At 45.2% G+C, this 17,163-nt stretch carries 17 protein-coding genes and 2 pseudogenes; 17 read left to right on the top strand and 2 right to left on the bottom strand.

Features of this window, described 5'->3' with window-relative positions; translation table 11 throughout:
* Positions 1-18 precede the first annotated feature (18 nt).
* Positions 19-2,157, bottom strand: a complete 2,139-nt coding sequence (locus BKD12_RS04340; protein ID WP_070088108.1) for a CocE/NonD family hydrolase — start codon at positions 2,155-2,157, stop codon at positions 19-21.
* A gap of 303 nt (positions 2,158-2,460) precedes the next feature.
* Between BKD12_RS04340 and BKD12_RS04335 the strand changes: the two genes are divergently transcribed.
* The 9 genes from BKD12_RS04335 to BKD12_RS04295 all read left to right on the top strand — a co-directional run bounded on the left by BKD12_RS04335 (position 2,461) and on the right by BKD12_RS04295 (position 11,318).
* The gene (locus BKD12_RS04335) at positions 2,461-3,510 is read left to right on the top strand and encodes a glycosyltransferase family 2 protein (protein WP_070088107.1); all 1,050 of its coding nucleotides are present in this window, start codon (positions 2,461-2,463) and stop codon (positions 3,508-3,510) included.
* Positions 3,401-5,962 (top strand): YfhO family protein, encoded by a 2,562-nt coding sequence (locus BKD12_RS04330; protein WP_083262830.1) that lies wholly within the window; start codon positions 3,401-3,403, stop codon positions 5,960-5,962. The genes BKD12_RS04335 and BKD12_RS04330 overlap by 110 nt, the downstream gene beginning before the upstream one ends.
* 65 nt (positions 5,963-6,027) lie before the next feature.
* Positions 6,028-7,512, top strand: a complete 1,485-nt coding sequence (locus BKD12_RS04325; RefSeq protein ID WP_070088105.1) for an AAA family ATPase — start codon at positions 6,028-6,030, stop codon at positions 7,510-7,512.
* Between the two features lie 57 nt (positions 7,513-7,569).
* The gene (locus BKD12_RS04320; RefSeq protein WP_070088104.1) at positions 7,570-7,827 is read left to right on the top strand and encodes a DUF1294 domain-containing protein; all 258 of its coding nucleotides are present in this window, start codon (positions 7,570-7,572) and stop codon (positions 7,825-7,827) included.
* A 20-nt stretch (positions 7,828-7,847) separates the two neighbouring features.
* Entirely contained in the window at positions 7,848-8,702 is an 855-nt protein-coding gene (locus BKD12_RS04315; protein ID WP_070088103.1) for a TrmH family RNA methyltransferase, read from the top strand.
* Between the two features lie 5 nt (positions 8,703-8,707).
* On the top strand, positions 8,708-9,313 hold the full coding sequence (locus tag BKD12_RS04310) for a class I SAM-dependent methyltransferase (RefSeq protein WP_070088102.1): 606 nt from the start codon (positions 8,708-8,710) through the stop codon (positions 9,311-9,313).
* Between the two features lie 3 nt (positions 9,314-9,316).
* Complete coding sequence (locus tag BKD12_RS04305; RefSeq protein ID WP_070088101.1) at positions 9,317-9,589, top strand: hypothetical protein; 273 nt, start codon at positions 9,317-9,319, stop codon at positions 9,587-9,589.
* A gap of 14 nt (positions 9,590-9,603) precedes the next feature.
* Positions 9,604-10,344, top strand: a complete 741-nt coding sequence (locus tag BKD12_RS04300; protein ID WP_070088100.1) for a metallophosphoesterase — start codon at positions 9,604-9,606, stop codon at positions 10,342-10,344.
* A gap of 86 nt (positions 10,345-10,430) precedes the next feature.
* On the top strand, positions 10,431-11,318 hold the full coding sequence (locus BKD12_RS04295) for a NifB/NifX family molybdenum-iron cluster-binding protein (RefSeq protein ID WP_070088099.1): 888 nt from the start codon (positions 10,431-10,433) through the stop codon (positions 11,316-11,318).
* Positions 11,319-11,407: 89 nt separating this feature from the next.
* Here the strand turns inward: BKD12_RS04295 and BKD12_RS04290 are convergent, their stop codons facing one another.
* Complete coding sequence (locus BKD12_RS04290) at positions 11,408-12,298, bottom strand: carbon-nitrogen hydrolase family protein (protein ID WP_070088098.1); 891 nt, start codon at positions 12,296-12,298, stop codon at positions 11,408-11,410.
* A gap of 452 nt (positions 12,299-12,750) precedes the next feature.
* Here BKD12_RS04290 and BKD12_RS04285 point away from each other — a divergent pair, with 452 nt between their 5' ends.
* From BKD12_RS04285 to BKD12_RS04255, 8 genes and pseudogenes are all read left to right on the top strand, one after another.
* Positions 12,751-13,356 carry a type IV toxin-antitoxin system AbiEi family antitoxin domain-containing protein gene (locus BKD12_RS04285; RefSeq protein ID WP_070088097.1) on the top strand — a complete coding sequence of 202 codons (606 nt, stop codon included), beginning with the start codon at positions 12,751-12,753 and terminating at the stop codon, positions 13,354-13,356.
* Positions 13,349-14,266, top strand: coding sequence for a nucleotidyl transferase AbiEii/AbiGii toxin family protein (locus tag BKD12_RS04280; RefSeq protein ID WP_070088096.1), 918 nt, complete (start codon positions 13,349-13,351; stop codon positions 14,264-14,266). Before BKD12_RS04285 ends, BKD12_RS04280 begins: the two co-directional genes overlap by 8 nt.
* Positions 14,259-14,461 (top strand): annotated as a pseudogene (locus tag BKD12_RS04275) (cell filamentation protein Fic); the annotation flags it as partial. The gene BKD12_RS04280 and the pseudogene BKD12_RS04275, both read left to right, overlap by 8 nt.
* Positions 14,457-15,116, top strand: coding sequence for a GIY-YIG nuclease family protein (locus tag BKD12_RS04270; protein ID WP_070088095.1), 660 nt, complete (start codon positions 14,457-14,459; stop codon positions 15,114-15,116). The pseudogene BKD12_RS04275 and the gene BKD12_RS04270, both read left to right, overlap by 5 nt.
* Positions 15,117-15,206: 90 nt before the next feature.
* On the top strand, positions 15,207-15,389 hold the full coding sequence (locus tag BKD12_RS17650; RefSeq protein WP_070088094.1) for a DUF7695 domain-containing protein: 183 nt from the start codon (positions 15,207-15,209) through the stop codon (positions 15,387-15,389).
* 53 nt (positions 15,390-15,442) lie between these two features.
* On the top strand, positions 15,443-15,592 hold the full coding sequence (locus BKD12_RS17090) for a hypothetical protein (protein ID WP_207645171.1): 150 nt from the start codon (positions 15,443-15,445) through the stop codon (positions 15,590-15,592).
* 69 nt (positions 15,593-15,661) lie between these two features.
* Positions 15,662-16,027: pseudogene (locus tag BKD12_RS04260) on the top strand (TnpV protein).
* A 155-nt stretch (positions 16,028-16,182) separates the two neighbouring features.
* The gene (locus tag BKD12_RS04255) at positions 16,183-17,151 is read left to right on the top strand and encodes an Abi family protein (protein ID WP_070088093.1); all 969 of its coding nucleotides are present in this window, start codon (positions 16,183-16,185) and stop codon (positions 17,149-17,151) included.
* The last annotated feature ends 12 nt before the right edge of the window (positions 17,152-17,163 follow it).

Below are 17,163 nucleotides of genomic sequence, written 5' to 3'. Positions count from 1 at the left end.
GTTCTCCTTTTGCTTACATTAACCGATAGAGCTGTCTGGTTTTACAGAGCGGTCTTTTGTTTCCTTTGTTACAGGAACAACCGCATTTACAGAAGCGTTGTCGATCTCGATAGAATATGTTTTATGGATCATACAGTTGACAGGATCTTCCGTAGCAATCACCAGGGCAAGGCTGTGGCCTGGCTCTACGGTATATCTTGTCGCGCATAAGTATACGTGATAATCGTGATACTCGCCTTTTTTCAGTTCAATACTGTTTGCAGCTGTTTCCGGCTCATAGCCTGCTTCCGGATTGCAAAGATCTGCGAAAGCACGTGTGATGACACGGTACTTTTTGTGGACTGTAGAGAATTCAGCCTCATTAAATGCCGGAAGATCCCCGCCGTTTATGATGCCGCCTTCTTTTACCGTTTCCACCGGGATGATATTTCTCTCAGGATCCACCGTCTGGATACTGTCAAATTCTTTATCGCATACATCGCAGAGAAGAACTGCAATCTCCACGTCATCCATTCTTCCGGAAACTTTAGAAGAACCAAGCTGCATGGTCAGGGTATCTACATCATTTCTGTTTTCCGGGTTGAAATCATTTTCGATATCGCCGTCCTTTAACGCTGCTTTCAGATTCAGGCATACGGTTCCCTGGATCGTTACAGCTTCTTCAAATGGAGCTGTCACATAGCGCTGTGCCATATTGGTGGACTTTACGCCCATGACATCATCGAAGTTTTCGGCGCTGACGCCTGCCGCTTCCCAGTCAGTATCGATGACGGTAGTGCCGGTGCCTTCGCTTTCAAGCTTCATGGAGTGTCCGGTATCCCAGGAATCTGCAGTTTCCCATTTCTTCTGATCATAGTTTGTCTGTACGAGAACTTCCGGCATTGCCTCTGCGCCATTTTTTACGCCGTACAGATAATGGGAGATCCATTCGTTGACGATATCATCATAGAATCTGCCATTGATCAGAATTCCATAGTTTTTGTTTGGCATGGTAGGCGTGATATGCGGTCCCTGATGAAGGATTGTCTTAAAGGTCTGTCCGGACTGCTGGAATGCTTTCAGCATCATTTCGAACTGCTTTGTGGATACGTTTTCATCATTTAATCCCTGGACGATCAAAGCGCTGCATTTGATCCTGTCTGCATGTAAACGATAGTTTCCGCTTCCCCAGAAGTCAGCATCATAATCGAATCCGCATTTCAGCTGCTGAAGGCTCAGCTCATGATGAAATGCAGCAATATCATCCAGCTGCTTTTCTGACAACGTCTCATCGTTGTAGCGGCTGGAACAGTAGTATGCAAGATAGCTGTTCAGCATTTCCTTTGGCCAGTAGCGCTGTGCGCCCTGCATGTTCTGCTGGCTGTACCAGTCAGAAATTCCTGCAACAGGAACGATGGTCTTCAGGCCCTCGACACCGGTTGTTGCCACGGCAAAGGGCATGGTTCCTGCGTAAGATCTTCCAGTCATGGCGACATTGCCGTTTGACCAGTCTGCCTTCGTGGCGATCGTGCCTTCTCTGTCTGCGTAGGCTGTACGGTCGCCGTGCAGCCATTCTACGACAAATTTGAAAGCGTCTCTCTCGTAATCGGAACCGACAAAGTTGAAGCCGTCAGAACCCAGGGCTCCGAAGCCGGCGCTTACGATCACGGCAAAGCCGCGTACGAGATAATAGTTAAAATTATCAAGGTTTTCGTAAACCATGCTGTTATGATTTCCCTTATCCGGATAATACCAGTCGGAAGGATCTGCTTTCAGTGCAAGCTCCATCGGGCTGATGGAGCCGGTGGGAACACGTGGCGCTACCTTGTGATCCAGGTCGGCAAAATCAAATTTGCGGTATTCTTTATCCGCTACTTCTTTCATATGATCATAGCCATCGTCCTGAACACCGGCACAGTACGGTCTGGCCTCGAATAAGGATGCTGCTTTATAGTTCCCTTCGACCGCGCTTCTGGGAACCTGCACGAGCACCTTGATCAGGTCGCGCTTGCCATCCCCGTCCATGTCATAGTCTGATTCCACGTACACACAGTATCTTACGATATCCGATGTGGATGGATCATAGTTTTCACCTGTTTTTCCGTCTGTAAATGGGAAAACAGGCTGTGCCAGTCCGTTTTCAAATACCGGCACCTTGCTGTACTGCTTGTCTTTCATGATAAACCTCCAAAATTGTATGATATGTGTTCTGGTTGAACTCCTGACAAATAGTATAGATTTTCTTTTGAATATAGTCAATCATTCTGAGCAGTGAAAAATATTTCAACAAAAAAGGTATAGCCTTGCGGCGGACTGTTTTTGTTTAAGGTTTGTTTATCTTTTCCTGAATATTTATTTAAACTCAGGCTCCATAATAATTCCCAATAGAATCTTTAGAAATCTTTAAGATTGTTTTTCACAAAAATATAACAATTGAGGTGTAGAGTAATGGACAGTTTGATAATGGAAAGGAGTTATGATATGAACAGGGATAGGAAAACACTGGTGAGCATCGTCGTCCCCTGCTTTAATGAAGAGGAAGTACTTCCGATCTATATCCATGCAATGGAGAGAATTATCAAAGAGATGAAAACTGCGGAGGTGGAGATTATTTTTGTGGATGATGGCTCCACGGACCGGACGGCGGAGATCCTCGGCCAGTTCCATAAAAAGAGGAACAGCTATCGTTACCTGTCGTTTTCGCGGAATTTTGGGAAAGAGGCGGCTATGTATGCAGGGATGCAGGCGGCCAGAGGAGAGTATGTGGCCGTGATGGACGCAGATCTCCAGGATCCGCCGGAATATATTCCGCTGATGCTGCAGACATTGAAGAAAGGGGAGTATGACTGCGTGGCTACCCGGCGGGAAGACCGGGACGGAGAGGCGAGGATCCGTTCATTCCTTTCCGGCGCTTTTTATAAATGTATCAACCGGCTTTCGAAGGTGAAGATTGAAGAAGGAGCAAGAGACTTCCGGATGATGAACCGGAAGATGACGGACGCCATTTTATCTTTGGGAGAACGCAACCGGTTTTCCAAAGGCTTGTTTGGGTGGGTAGGATTTAAAACAAAATGGCTGCCCTACCATAATGTAGAGAGAGCGGCAGGCGATACCAAGTGGTCGATCGGAAAGCTGTTCCGGTATTCCCTGGACGGGATTCTGGGCTTTTCCACGATCCCTCTGTCCGTTGCGTCCTATGGCGGGATTTTTTTCTGCGGCGCGGCATTTGTCATGATGCTGTTTTTGGTGATCAAAAACATCTTCTGGCACGATCCGGTGGCAGGCTGGCCGTCCATGATGTGCGTCATCTTTTTTATCGGCGGTATCCAGCTTTTGTGTCTTGGCATTATGGGCCAGTATCTTGCCAGGGCTTATACCGAGATCAAAGACAGGCCAATCTATATTTTGAGGAGTTCCAGTGATGAAGAAGATCAGATTCAGCAGGAAACATTTGTTTCCGTTCATTCTCATGGTGATACCGATACTGTTTTTTCTGATGAAGATAAGCGGAGGATATCTGGCGGGTTTTGAGACAGACTGGCTGTCCCAGCATATTGTATTTCCGGAATATTTCCGGCAGCGCTTTTATGAAACGGGAAATCTTTTCCCGGATTTTGCCATGGAGATCGGAGGAGGGCAGAATATCTACAATTTTGGATACTATGGACTCTATAATCCATTGTATCTTCTTTCTTATCTGCTCCCTTTCGTGGATATGGCAGTTTATGTGCAGGGTATGATGCTTGCGACATGGATCGCAGACGGTCTGCTTTGTTATCTGTGGCTTCTCAGGGAAGATTTTCGGGAGGAAGAAAGCTTTTTTGCGTCTTTCATCATGATCATGGCGGGGCCGGTCGTATTCCATACCTCCATGCAGATTATGTTTGTCAGCTATCTGCCATTCCTCCTGCTGACGCTGATCGGATATGACCGGTACTGCCGCACCGGCAAATATGCCCTGTTGACTCTGGGTGTGTTTTGTATGGTGCTGACCAGCTTTTATTTTGCGGTGGGCGGGGTGGCCGCTCTTCTGATCTATGGACTGTGCGGATGGAAAAAGGAATGGGCATCGTCCCCGGCAGTATTGATACGCTCTCTTTGGAAGCAGTTTTATCCGGCCTTTTTTGGCGGCCTGTTGTCCTTTTTTTACCTGGTTCCTGTGTTCTTTGCTATGTTGGGTGGAAGAAGTGAAGGAAGCAGTTATGGCCTGAAGGAGCTTCTGACGCCTCAGATCAGCCTGTGGAATGTTCTTTATACTTCCTATGGCATGGGGCTTACGGCTATGGCAGTGGTGATCCTTGCGGTCAGCCTGTTTTACCGCCGGGGTAAGGAAAAATATCTGGCGGTCTGTATCGTGCTCCTTTTGGTGTTCCCGGCAGCAGAATTTCTGTTGAACGGAGGGCTTTATCTGCGGACAAAGGCATATATTCCCTTCCTGCCCCTGATTGCCTGGCTGGCAGCGGCGTTCCTGAAAAGAATACGGGAAAAGAGCCTGGAAAACCGGAGACTTTTGGCAGGTTACTTATTGGCGGCTATTGTCCTGGTCTATGGAAGCAAGGATGAAGGGATCACGGATCTGGAGCGGTATGTTGTGTATGCGGATCTGGTTTTGTGCGGATTATTTATCCTGATCGGTGTCCGCCTGTGGAAAAGGGCTGTGTGTGCAGGACTTCTGGCCTGTATGGCCGTTTCTTCGGTATGCCAGGTCCGGATGGCGAGAGAGTATCTGGTAGAAGCGGACTGGATGGAGGAGTTTCAGGACAGTGACCTGACGGAAGCCATGCAGCAGATCCGAAAGGAGGATACGGGACTGTACCGGACGGAGGTCCGGGGTACAAGAGCCCAGGAAAAGGCGGCGGATAATCAGTCGCTGGTATCAGGACAGAACGTGACTACGGTCTATTCTTCCATCAGTAATACGGATTATGAGACATTTCGGGAGGAGGTTTTACATCTGAATCGTCCGGCCAGAAATACTTTGATGCAGGAATCCTCAGATAATCCGATCTTTCTGGATCTGATGGGTGTAAAATACCTTCTGGTCAGGGAAGACAGTGGGGAAGTAGCGCCGGAAGGATATGAAAAGATTGGAGAAAAGGGGAATATAGACATTTATAAAAATGAAAGCACAACCCCGGTGGGTTATGTGACAGATCAGATCATCTCAGATCAGACTTTTGAGAGCCTCTCCTGGCCGGAAAGGCAGCTGGCTCTGTCAAGTTTTTCTGTGGCCGGGGACCGTGACAACGTGTCTTTGTCGTCTGAAATACGGGAAACAGATCTGACATCTCTGGAGCAGACATACGACATTTCGAAAGGCGGGGAAACACAGACGATCACACTGGAAGACCGGCAGGACGGCGATCAGTATCTCTTTCTGTGCTTTGATGTGGAAAATCATCACAAGTCTTCGGACGTATCTATTACGGTGAACGGCGAGACCAACAAGCAGAGCGCTACCAGGGGTTACGCCTATCCAAACGGAAACAAGACCTTTTATTATGTATGCAGTCTGGAAAACGCAGATGAACTGGAGATCACCTTCGGAGAAGGATCCTATGAAATTTCTCATGTGAAAGCCTGGTATGGAAGCACCGGAAGTGAAGGGACAGACAGCACAGCTACGGATAGCAGGGAGCAGATTGTAGACGCAAATCTTTCTTTGCGTGCGGATGGAGATAGCCTTGCGGGCAGCTTTACTACAGACACAGACGGATATCTCATCACTTCCATTCCCTACGACGACGGCTTCACTGTGCTGGTGGACGGGCAAGAGGAAAAAGCAGAGAAGGTGAACGGAGGATTCCTGGGGGTTCCGGTAGATGCGGGTAAACATGAGGTAGAGATCCAGTACCATGCGCAGGGGAAAACGGCCGGACTGGCGGTTACAGCCATAGCAGTTTTTTTGCTGGTGGCGGACTGGATGAAAAAAGATGGATATCAGCGGAAAAAACGGATTGCCTGTCCTGCCCGAATCAGATAGAATGTTCCATAGAAGATATTTTATGGAAAATACATCATAGATGAGTAGGGAAAGGAACAGATCGTATGCCAGTTTTTGATTTTAATAATTCACCAGAGGAGTCGCAGGCTCCAGAATGTACGTATGAAATATTTTATTCCAGCAATCCGGAGGCCTCCGCAGATCATCCCATGCTGGTGCTGGATAACAGGGAAGGACAGCTTAAACATCATTCCAACGGGACCTTTACCAATCCTATCCGGAAGACAGCCTTTGAATTTAAAGGCGAGGCGGGAACTGTCAGTGCAGATATCCTGAAGATCGACGCCAGATTCGTTAGCCTTCTGAAATGGCTGGGAGAAAATCATATCAATGTGCGCCTCTCAGGGGCATCCCGGGAGGATGGATACGCTGTTTATAAGATCCGGGAGATTGCGTTTGGAGGCGGTTCTAAGCTCTCGGCAGAGGATGGATTTTTGCAGTTTATGATTGAACGTCTGCTGTCCAGCGACGCTCCGTCAGAGGAACTGCCGGATGAGGATGAGGAAGAAAGCGGCGACAGCATGAAGCTGACCAGCATCCAGAGCATTACGGACTTCATGAACTGTGCGGGAAGGACATTGCCGGATAACATCCGCCTCTGGGCCAGGAGAAACCTTGCGGTGGCCCGGTCGAATGAGGTGTCCCAGGAAGAGAGGCGGCATGCGCAGCGGGCCCTCTCTATCATGATGAATATCCACTGGAAGAGTGACTATTTCCAGTCCATTGATCCGAAAGAAGCACGAAGGATCCTGGATGAAGAACTCTATGGCATGGAACAGGTGAAACAAAGGATTATCGAGACCATCATCCAGATCAACCGGACCCATACGCTGCCGGCCTATGGCCTTCTTTTGGTGGGGCCGGCGGGAACCGGAAAGTCTCAGATTGCCTATGCGGTAGCCAGGATCCTGAAACTGCCCTGGACCACGCTGGATATGAGCTCCATCAACGATCCGGAGCAGCTGACGGGAAGTTCCAGGATCTATGCCAATGCGAAACCGGGAATCATTATGGATGCCTTTTCCATGGCAGGAGAATCGAATCTGGTATTTATTATCAATGAGCTGGACAAGGCGGCGGCCGGAAAAGGCAACGGGAACCCGGCGGACGTTCTCTTAACCCTGCTTGATAACCTGGGATTTACAGACAATTATATCGAGTGCATGATTCCCACCGTAGGTGTATACCCCATTGCGACTGCAAATGATAAGGATCAGATCAGTGCGCCTTTGATGTCACGGTTTGCTGTGATTGAGATTCCGGACTATACGCCGGAGGAAAAGAAGGTGATCTTCTCGCAGTATGCGCTTCCTAAAGTCCTGAAAAGGATCGGTATGCAGGAAAACGAATGTACGCTTACGAAGGACGGGCTGGATGCGGTGATCGAATTGCATAAACATACCAGTGGAATCCGTGATCTGGAGCAGGCCGCGGAGCATCTGGCCGCCAATGCCTTATATCAGATCGAGGTGGATCATGTGCAGTCAGTCAAGTTTGATGCCGATATGGTGAAGGCGCTTCTTGGCTAGAGAAGTGATCTGGCTGTATGATATGGAAGAACCAGAGGAAGGAGCAGATGACGGGGCATGGGACTTGAATGGACTGCGTATTATCTTATCTTTGTAAATCTGGCGGCGTTTGCGGCCTTTGGCATTGATAAGCGAAGAGCCAGAAAGCATCAGTACCGGATCAGCGAGGAGGCGCTTCTGGGGCTGGCCCTTATCGGCGGGGCGGCCGGGGCTCTGGCAGGAATGTATTTCTTTCACCATAAGACAAAAAAGCTTTTGTTCCGGGCGGTCCCGGTGCTATTTGCGGCGCAGGCGGTGCTTCTTATTTTCTTTTAGTGAAAAGGGAGACAGCAAACATGGAAAATATTATAGGAATCACAGACTTTTCAGCAAAAGAACTGGATATCTATGCCAGGCTGACGGAAGCTCAGCTTTTAAATAAAGACTGCCCGCAGGACGGACTATTCATTGCTGAAAGTCCCAAGGTAGTCCTGCGAGCTCTGGATGCGGGCTATGAGCCTGTTTCCATCCTGGCAGAAGAAGGGCATATTTGCGGAGAGTCACGGGAGAGTACAGCAACCCGGGAGGTGATCGAAAGGTGTCCGGAGATTCCGGTTTATACGGCTCCTTTTGAAGTTTTGACGCAGCTTACCGGTTATCAGCTGACCAGAGGTCTTCTGTGTGCCATGCGCCGGAAATCGCTGCCGCAGGTACGGGATATCTGTAAGGGCACAAGGCGCGTGGCTGTCCTGGAAAATGTCATGAATCCTACTAACGTAGGCGCTGTCATTCGTTCGGCGGCAGCATTGAACATGGATGCGGTTCTTCTGACACCCGGATGCAGTAATCCTTTGTATCGCAGAGCTATCCGGGTCAGTATGGGGACGGTGTTCCAGACTCCCTGGACGTTTATGTCAGAAGAGGAAACAGGCGGCTGGCCGAAAGATGGGATGCGTTACCTGAAGAGCCTGGGATTTTCCATTGCTTCTATGGCGCTGCATGATGAGTCGGTGGACATAGATGACAGCCGTCTGAGAAATGAAGAGAAGCTGGCAGTCATCCTGGGAACAGAGGGTGACGGGCTTATGGATGAGACGATCAAGGCTTCCGATTACACGATCAAGATTCCCATGGCTCATGGCGTGGATTCATTGAATGTGGCGGCAGCCAGTGCGGTGGCGTTCTGGGAGCTGGGAAGAGCGGAGAGATAGGAAGCATGAATAAAAACGAAGATAAATGGGACCGTCTCCTGCAGATCCGGACGACGGGTAGGGATGATACCGGCGCAGACCAGTACCGGTATCCCTATGAGCCTACGCCTTATCCTGTACTGGAGAGGCTGGCGAATAGCGGATATACCCGGAAAGGAAATACGCTTTTAGATTACGGCTGCGGCAAAGGCCGGGTAGATTTCTTTCTATCCTGGCAATTAAGGTGCCGTACCATTGGAGTTGAATATGATGAGCGGATCTACGATAAAGCAGTGGAAAATCAGAAGACGGCTGTCTCGGCTGAAAGAACAACTTTTAAGCTGACAGATGCAGAACATTTTGCAGTGCCGGAGTCTGTGGACAGGATTTATTTTTTCAATCCCTTTTCTCTGGAACTGCTCCGGAAGGTTTTGGGTCGTATTTTAGAATCCTGGTATGGGGCGCCAAGGAAAATATTATTCTTTTTCTATTATCCGTCAGATGAATATATTTCTTATCTGATGACGGTAGATGAACTGGATTTTCTGGATGAGATTGACTGCAGGGACTTGTTCCCGGGAGATGACCCGCGTGAGCGGATCGTTATTTTTGCGTGCGGAGGAGAGGTATAGCTTATGGCATCAGAAAGAACAGAGGAACTTTATAAACTTCTGCTAAGTAAAGGGTATCCGAAGGAGCTTTGCAGGGAGATTGCATATCAGCATATGAATACAGATTATACGGCAACCAGGATGCTGGGGTATTTGTACAGGGTAAGCAATCCCCGGGTGGAAGATCTGGTGGATGAGATGCTGGCGATTTTAAGCGACAGGCAGCAGATCATTCAGAAGAAGGAGATGGAACAGGCCCAGGCAGTGATGAACGATGTTTACCGGAATGGGCTTTAAAAGGAGAAAAGGTTATGGCGCTGTATGCATTGGGAGACCTGCATCTAAGTTTCCAGTCAGATAAATCCATGGATAAGTTTGGGAAGGTCTGGAAGAATCATGAACATAAGATTGAAAAATACGTCAGTAAGATTGTAAAGCCGGAGGATACACTGGTGCTGACAGGAGACCATTCCTGGGGAAAGAGATTATCCGAATGCCTTGAAGATCTGGCGTTTATAGAGAAGCTGCCGGGGCGTAAGGTCCTGCTCAGAGGCAACCACGATATGTTCTGGGATGCGAAAAAGACAGACCGGTTAAACGAGGAATTTAAAGACAGACTCTTCTTTCTGCAAAATAATTTTTTTGCCTATCAAGATTATGCGCTGGTAGGAACAAAGGGATATACCTTTGAAGGCCCCTTCTATCTGGATTTCCGGGGACGAGTGGTCGGATGGGACGAGGAAAAGGAGGCCCGGGCCAGAAAGCTTGTAAAAAGGGAAACGGCACGCCTCAGGGAATCTTTCCGGCAGGCAAAGGAAGCGGGGTATGAGAAATATATCATGTTTCTGCACTATCCGCCGACCAGTATCCTGGAGGAAACATCGCCGTTTACAGAGATCGCGGAAGAATACGGGGTCACCGCAGTTGTATATTCCCACTGCCATGGAGAAAGCCGGTTCGGGGACAGCTTGAGGGGAGAATTTCACGGCGTCAGATATATGCTGGTCTCAGGAGATTACCTGAACTTTCATCCGGAGCTGGTGATGAAATAAGGGGCAGAATAAAAATAAAGCGTTGTATTCAAAAAGTTTCCTGTATGTGTTAAAATAAGCAGGAAAATATTTGGGAGGTTTCAGATATGAAAATAGCAGTGACTTATGATAATGGAAACATATTTCAGCATTTTGGAAGAACCGAGTCTTTCAAGGTATATGAAGTGGAAAATAATCAGGTCATTTCCAGTGAAGTGATCGGTTCTAATGGCGTAGGACATGGCGCATTGGCAGGACTCCTGGCGGAGCAGAAAGTAGATGTGCTGATCTGCGGCGGCATCGGCGGTGGAGCCCAGGCTGCTCTTGCAGAGGCAGGTGTGGAATTATGTTCCGGAGCAGAAGGAGATACAGATCAGGCAGTAGAAGCTTATCTGAATGGAGAACTGGTGTCTACAGGAGCGAACTGTGACCATCATCACGGAGAAGGCCACAGCTGTGGAGACCATGAGGAAGGCCACTCCTGTGGAGATCATGAAGAGGGCCATTCCTGCGGAGGCGGCTGTGGAAGCAGCTGCGGCGGAGGATGCGGCGCACAGCCGACACTGACCGGACGCAACGTAGGAAAGACCTGCCGTACCCACTATAAGGGAACCTTTAACGATGGAACCCAGTTTAACTCTTCTTATGACCGTGGGGAACCGCTGGAGTTTGTCTGCGGCGCCGGACAGATGATCCCAGGATTTGACGCTGCCGTTGCAGATATGGAAGTGGGACAGATTGTGGATGTGCATTTGATGCCGGAGGAAGCCTACGGTATGCCGGATCCAAACGCAGTATTTACTGCCCAGATCGCACAGCTTCCGGGATCCGAAGAAGCACAGGTTGGGCAGCAGGTTTATCTGACCAATCAGTATGGACAGCCCTTCCCGGTGAAAGTGGTGGCAAAGGAAGAGACGACGATCACTTTTGATGCAAACCATGAGATGGCCGGAAAAGAATTAAACTTCCGGATTGAGCTGGTTGAGGTAAAATAGTCTGATCAAAGAACATAGGATTTATAAAGGGGAATACAGGCAGGCGCCGGTATTCCCCTTTTGTACGTCTGGGTATCTATGCCAGTATCTTATTCCCGGTAGTCATTTCTGATAAACGGATCACTAATCTTGGTGTCTGTTAAAAGTCCGTATTTTTTCGGATGCCGGTAGGCATTGCCGTGTACTTCATTTTTTCGATAACTGCGAAGCTGTTCCAGATTCAGTTCTGCAATATATATCCCTTCCTGTCCATCCGCCTGCAAAATGCAGGTATCCCGTGAAGCGTCTGACTCGGGAAGATAGGCGATTCCATCAAAAACACTGGAATGTCCATTACAGTCGGGGACTGTTTCTGGATAATTACAGGTGGCGATCGCCGTCATATTTTCATAGGCCCTGGCACGGAGCTGGGAAAGCCGGTTAATCTCCATCGGACAGGCATTAGGAACCAGGATCAGCTCTGCTCCTTTGAGCATCAAAATCCTTGCGCTTTCAGGAAATTCCCTGTCATAGCAGATCATAGCGCCAACTTCCAACGGACCGCACGCTGTATCAAGGGTTGAGACATAAAAATCCTCGCCGGGTGTAAGATCATGCTCGGCTCCAAAGTCGCAGGTATGCACTTTGGCATATACAAATTTCCGCTCTCCGAATCTGTCAAAGAGAACAACTGTATTGCGGGGCGCGGTTTCGCATTTTTCAAGTAGGGTGATGCCAATAGCCATGTCGAGCTCCCTGGCTAAACGTCCGAAAGCATTCACAAAGTCGCTGTCTACAGAGAGTGCTTCTGCCTGCCATTCACTTACAGGACGCCCATAAATATGGTATCCATTACTCCACATTTCAGGGAACAGGGCGATATCAGCTTCCTTTCGTTTGGCTTCTTTGCAGCAGCGGAGACCTTTTTCAAGGTTCGCTTCCAGCGTGCTTTCGGGGGCAATCTGTAACAGGGCAATTTTTATCTTATGATCTTGGCTCAAGATAGTTTCCTCCTTTTTGAACACAAAGAAATTTGCAGCAGGTATGGGGGTCTATGCCATCATGATAACAGAGTCGGATTTAAGGAGCAATAATATATCAGGAACTTACAATTTCTACGGCGTTGTGGGAATCGTGAAGAGTGGGAAGAGTTGAGTGAATACTTTGACCGACGCATAAGCGGCACATAAGAAAAATGCTGTTTGCTATTCTTCGATAAGTAGTATCAAGTCTTTTCTTTGCTTTTCGGTTGCTATCACATAATAATTGATGATTTCGTGATTGTAATCATTTTATTCTTTGTTTTTAGATGTCAAACGACAATAATTCCACACACACAAGCATAAATTTGTGTGTAAAAATATTGAATATTTAAATCTAAATGTTATAATAAATACGGATACAAAAACAAATTAAGTGTGCGTGATTTTTAATATCGAAAGTTGGTGAATATGTGGATAATAGAAGGCTTGCAAAACAGATTATTATAGAAAAGGGAGGTATTGCCAAATCAGCAGATTTTGTTGCCGCAGGAATCTGTGCCGTCGATGTTGTGAATATGTGTAACGCCGGATACCTTGCTCGTATTCGACACGGATATTATCAACTTGCCGAGGAGGATATACCTTCAGAAGAACGACTACTTGCAACACTGATTCCAAAGGCAATTGTTTGTGTGGAATCAGCCCTTTTCCATTATGGCTATAGTGACTTTGCTCCTCGGAAATGGTCTATTGCGGTACCGAGATCTATGTCTCGAACAAAACTCGACGTAGATGTGTTGGCATTGCAAACTTACTATGTACAACCAGAGATATATGAACTGGGCAAAACAACTGACGACTTTAGCGGAATTATACTTCCTATATATGATCGGGAGCGTACAATTTGTGATTGTTTCAAATATCGTTCAAGACTGGACAATGAAACCTTTAATAAGGCATTGAACGCCTATGCAAATGATTCTAAAAAAAATCTACAAAACCTTTCAGGATACGCAAAGAAACTAAGAGTATACAAAAAAGTTACCGAAATAATGGAGGTGTTGCTGAATGGCTGATACTGCTGCATCTGTGCTTGCACGGCTAAAAAATAAAAGTAAGAAAAATGGAAGAAGCTATCAGCTGTGCCTACAGCTCTTTTGCCAGGAAGAATTCCTGCGTCGCTTGGAGAAATCAAAATATTCCGAAAACCTTGTCCTGAAAGGCGGGCTGTTTATTTACTCGGTTACCGATTTTGATAGTCGAGTGACTGTGGATGTAGATTTCCTGCTCAGGAGAGTTCCAAATACCCCAGAGCAGTTGAAAAAAGTGCTGGAAGATATCATTTCCACACCTACAGGTAATGAGTTTGTTACATTTGAAATTACGGGCATTGCTCCAATCTCCGTTACAAAGGAATACGCTGGAATCGGTGCTTCCTTGGTGGCAAGAATCAAGAACACCAAAACTCCATTCAGTATTGACTTTGGTGTGGGAGATGTCATCGTACCGAATCAGGAGAAACGTAGAATTCCAACTCAGTTGGAGGATTTTGTAGCCCTTACCGTAAATACATACTCTCTCGAAACAACCATTGCTGAAAAAATTGATGCCATTCTCAATCTGATGGAGTTCTCCAGCCGAATGAAGGATTACTATGACATCTATTATCTTGCAAATAAATTTGACTTTGATGGCGCTATCCTAACTGAAGCTTTGAGAAAAACCTTTGAAAATCGTGGCCACATATTTACTATTGAGCAATTTGAACAGGTGATGGCTTTCGATGATGACGAGGCTATGCAGAAAAAGTGGAAGGTATTCTGTCGAAAAATTGATACGAAGACAGATAGTTATAGTACTGTCCTGCGGACAATCAGGGCATTCCTAACCAAGCCAATCGCAGCAGTAATCAACAAGGACTCTTTCGGTGAACAATGGTTTGCGGCTACAAATGTATGGGAGCAAGGGGATAAGTATGATGGCTGAGAAGTTTATTAAGGAGCTTCATTTGACTTTAAAAAGCGGAACCAGCGATTCAAGAAAAGACTGGTTTGCAGCGGGGATTATAAGAAATTACCTAATGAGGTGGGCGGCATGGATACTGCTCTGCCCGAAGAAGTTGCCAGTAAGATGAAAGCATTGCTGACAACGTATAACGTATCGGAGGAAAAAATATATGAGTGACACAAAAGGTGTAATATATATTCTCACAAATCCCTCTTTCCCAGATTATGTGAAAATAGGATATGCAGATGATATTGACAAACGATTGAAACAATTAAACCGTAGTGAATGTATTCCATTCGCTTTCAGGGTATATGCCACATACGAAGTGAATTCCAGGTTGTCAGATTTAAAGCTTCATACAATTATTGATAAGTTGAATCCAGATCTGCGGTCCATAGATGATTTTAATGGACAGAGAAGAGTTCGTGAATTTTATGCTATGCAACCAGAAGAAGCTTATGCAATTTTGGAAGCAATGGCGGAAATTCATGATTGTAAAGAAAATTTGAAATTGGTTGTTCCAAGTGATATCGAAGCACAGGAAGAACAGTTGGCGCAAGAAATTGATACAGAAAGCCACGAAAAAGCAGAGAATTTTTCATTTTCTAAGTGCCAAATTTCAGTAGGAGAAGAAATAGAATACTATAATAATCCAGATATTAAGTGTAAAGTTGTTGGTGATAAAAAAGTGGAATATCAAGGAAAAGAAATGTCGCTGACAGCTGCTGCAAAGCGTATATCAGGGAAGAAATATTCTATTGCCGGCCCGAGGTTCTTTAAATATAAAGGCGAGTGGCTAAATGATATTAGGGCACGGATTGGATTTTAATTTTTATAAATGATGTTCCGATAATGTAAATTATCTTATCGAGAAGTTTAGCAAAGAGAGATAGAAGAAAATTACCTGGAGGTTGATTGCATGGAGAAGATTATTATAAATAAGATCCGATGCAAAAAGTGCGGTGATATAATAGAAAGCGCTCATCGCCATGATTTCAAGTTTTGTAAATGTGGAGCTGTGGCTGTTGATGGCGGCAAGGACTATCTACGGCGTTGTGGGAATCATGAAGAGTGGGAAGAGTTAAGCGAATACTCTGATTAACGCATAAGCAGTACATAAGAAAAAGGATGTATGCTATTTTTCTTTGCTGTTAGATGTCAAATGGCAATAATTCCACACACAAAAAATACAAAATGGAGGTATATAGAGATTATGATAAAATTACTATTCGTGTGCCACAGCAAGTGACGAAAATAGTGCTAAAAACCTTTAAAAATCAAAGATTTTTTCAAAATCTAACCTGAATTTGCGACACTTTTACGACAGATGAAGTCAAGCTATGATAAATACGTTGTGAAAGAGGTCAAAATACGATGAAAGAAAGAATTACGAAAAACGGAATTGATTATGTACTGGTTGGGGATTATTACATACCGGATTTGAAGTTACCGGAGGAAAAGCGTCCTATCGGAAAGTATGGACGTATGCATCGAGAGTATTTAAGAGAGAATAATCCGATACTGTTTAATGATTTGGTGCTTAGTTGCAAGCTCTGGACTTATCTTGCGGATATAAACAATCAGGCACAGGAAAGATTGCAAGTCATCATAAGTCAGATGTAAAAAGCTGAGTCTGTGACTGAGAAAATGAAAGCGGATAATCAGTGGGAATGGATTCAGAGAATGGGTAGCATCCACAATCGTGCAGAAGAAATTGTATTGAGCGAGTTGATATATTAAGTAATAATAGAAAAGAAGCTTATCCTTATCATTGTAATTATATTGAAAAAAACAGAGTTAAGTGATATGCTTATTCTGTCGAAAAATGCGAATTCCTCTCAGTATTTTTTGTGCTGAGAGGTTTTTTAATACGCTAATGTAATAGAGGTAAAATAATGCCAGTCACTAAGGAATTTAAAACAATAGATGAACAGATTTCAGGACTTCTTGGAAGAGGATTGAAATTCAAAAATAGAAAGAAAGCTGCGAAAGTTTTAAGTCAATATAATTATTTTGATGTGATTAATGGGTTTGAATCTATACTTTTAAAAAAGAATGTTCCTAATAAAGAGTATGAAAATGTGTATTTTGAAGATTTTCGAGATTTATTTTTCTTTGATATGAAATTAAAAAAATATACGTTATTTAAAATATTTGATGTGGAGGCCAGACTTCGAACATCAATATCATATAATTTTGCAGCTACATATTGCAAAACACCTGCGGATACTTTAAATTATATAAATCCAGCATGCTATAGTGCTCCGCCAGTAACAGATACCAATTTGACAAATCGATTTAATTCATTTGATTTGTTTAAAACCACACAGTATTGGCCAAATGGAAACGTCAGAAGCAGATCTTTTATTGATGAGTTAAAGCGAGATAAGGATTATGTGAATCAATATACCGATCCTCCGTTTTGGGTTGCGATTAAAGCTTTACCATTAGGGAGCTTGTATTATACATTTGTCTTTTTAGATGATACTGTAAAAGAAAAAGTGTTAAAAGATTTTGGCCTTGCACTGACGGATGCAAAGGCATTTGAGCAGGCATTGTTTATATTGAAAGAGATGAGAAATCAGTGTGCACATCTTGAATTGATTACTCGATTCAAACTAAAAGGAAGAAGCGGTGCATTAAATAATTATAATGATATTAGAACAATGGCTGCATTAGGGCGGGGAGATTTATCATATTTGGATGTATTAAAAATACTCAAAGTTTTTGGTTCAATATTTGATATAAAAAGACAAATCGGGAGATTTTATCTTATTATGTCTTTTAAAGGAAGAAAGTTCATTGCGGACAAGGCTTTGTCAAAGATGGGACGAAAGAAATTGTCTGTTTGGATGAAACGCTGAAGTGAAAAGTTT

Origin of the sequence: Merdimonas faecis, assembly GCF_001754075.1 — a bacterium.
Lineage (GTDB): Bacteria > Bacillota > Clostridia > Lachnospirales > Lachnospiraceae > Merdimonas > Merdimonas faecis.
Note: the sequence above shows the minus strand (reverse complement) of the source record. Positions and strands in the feature narration are given on the sequence as shown.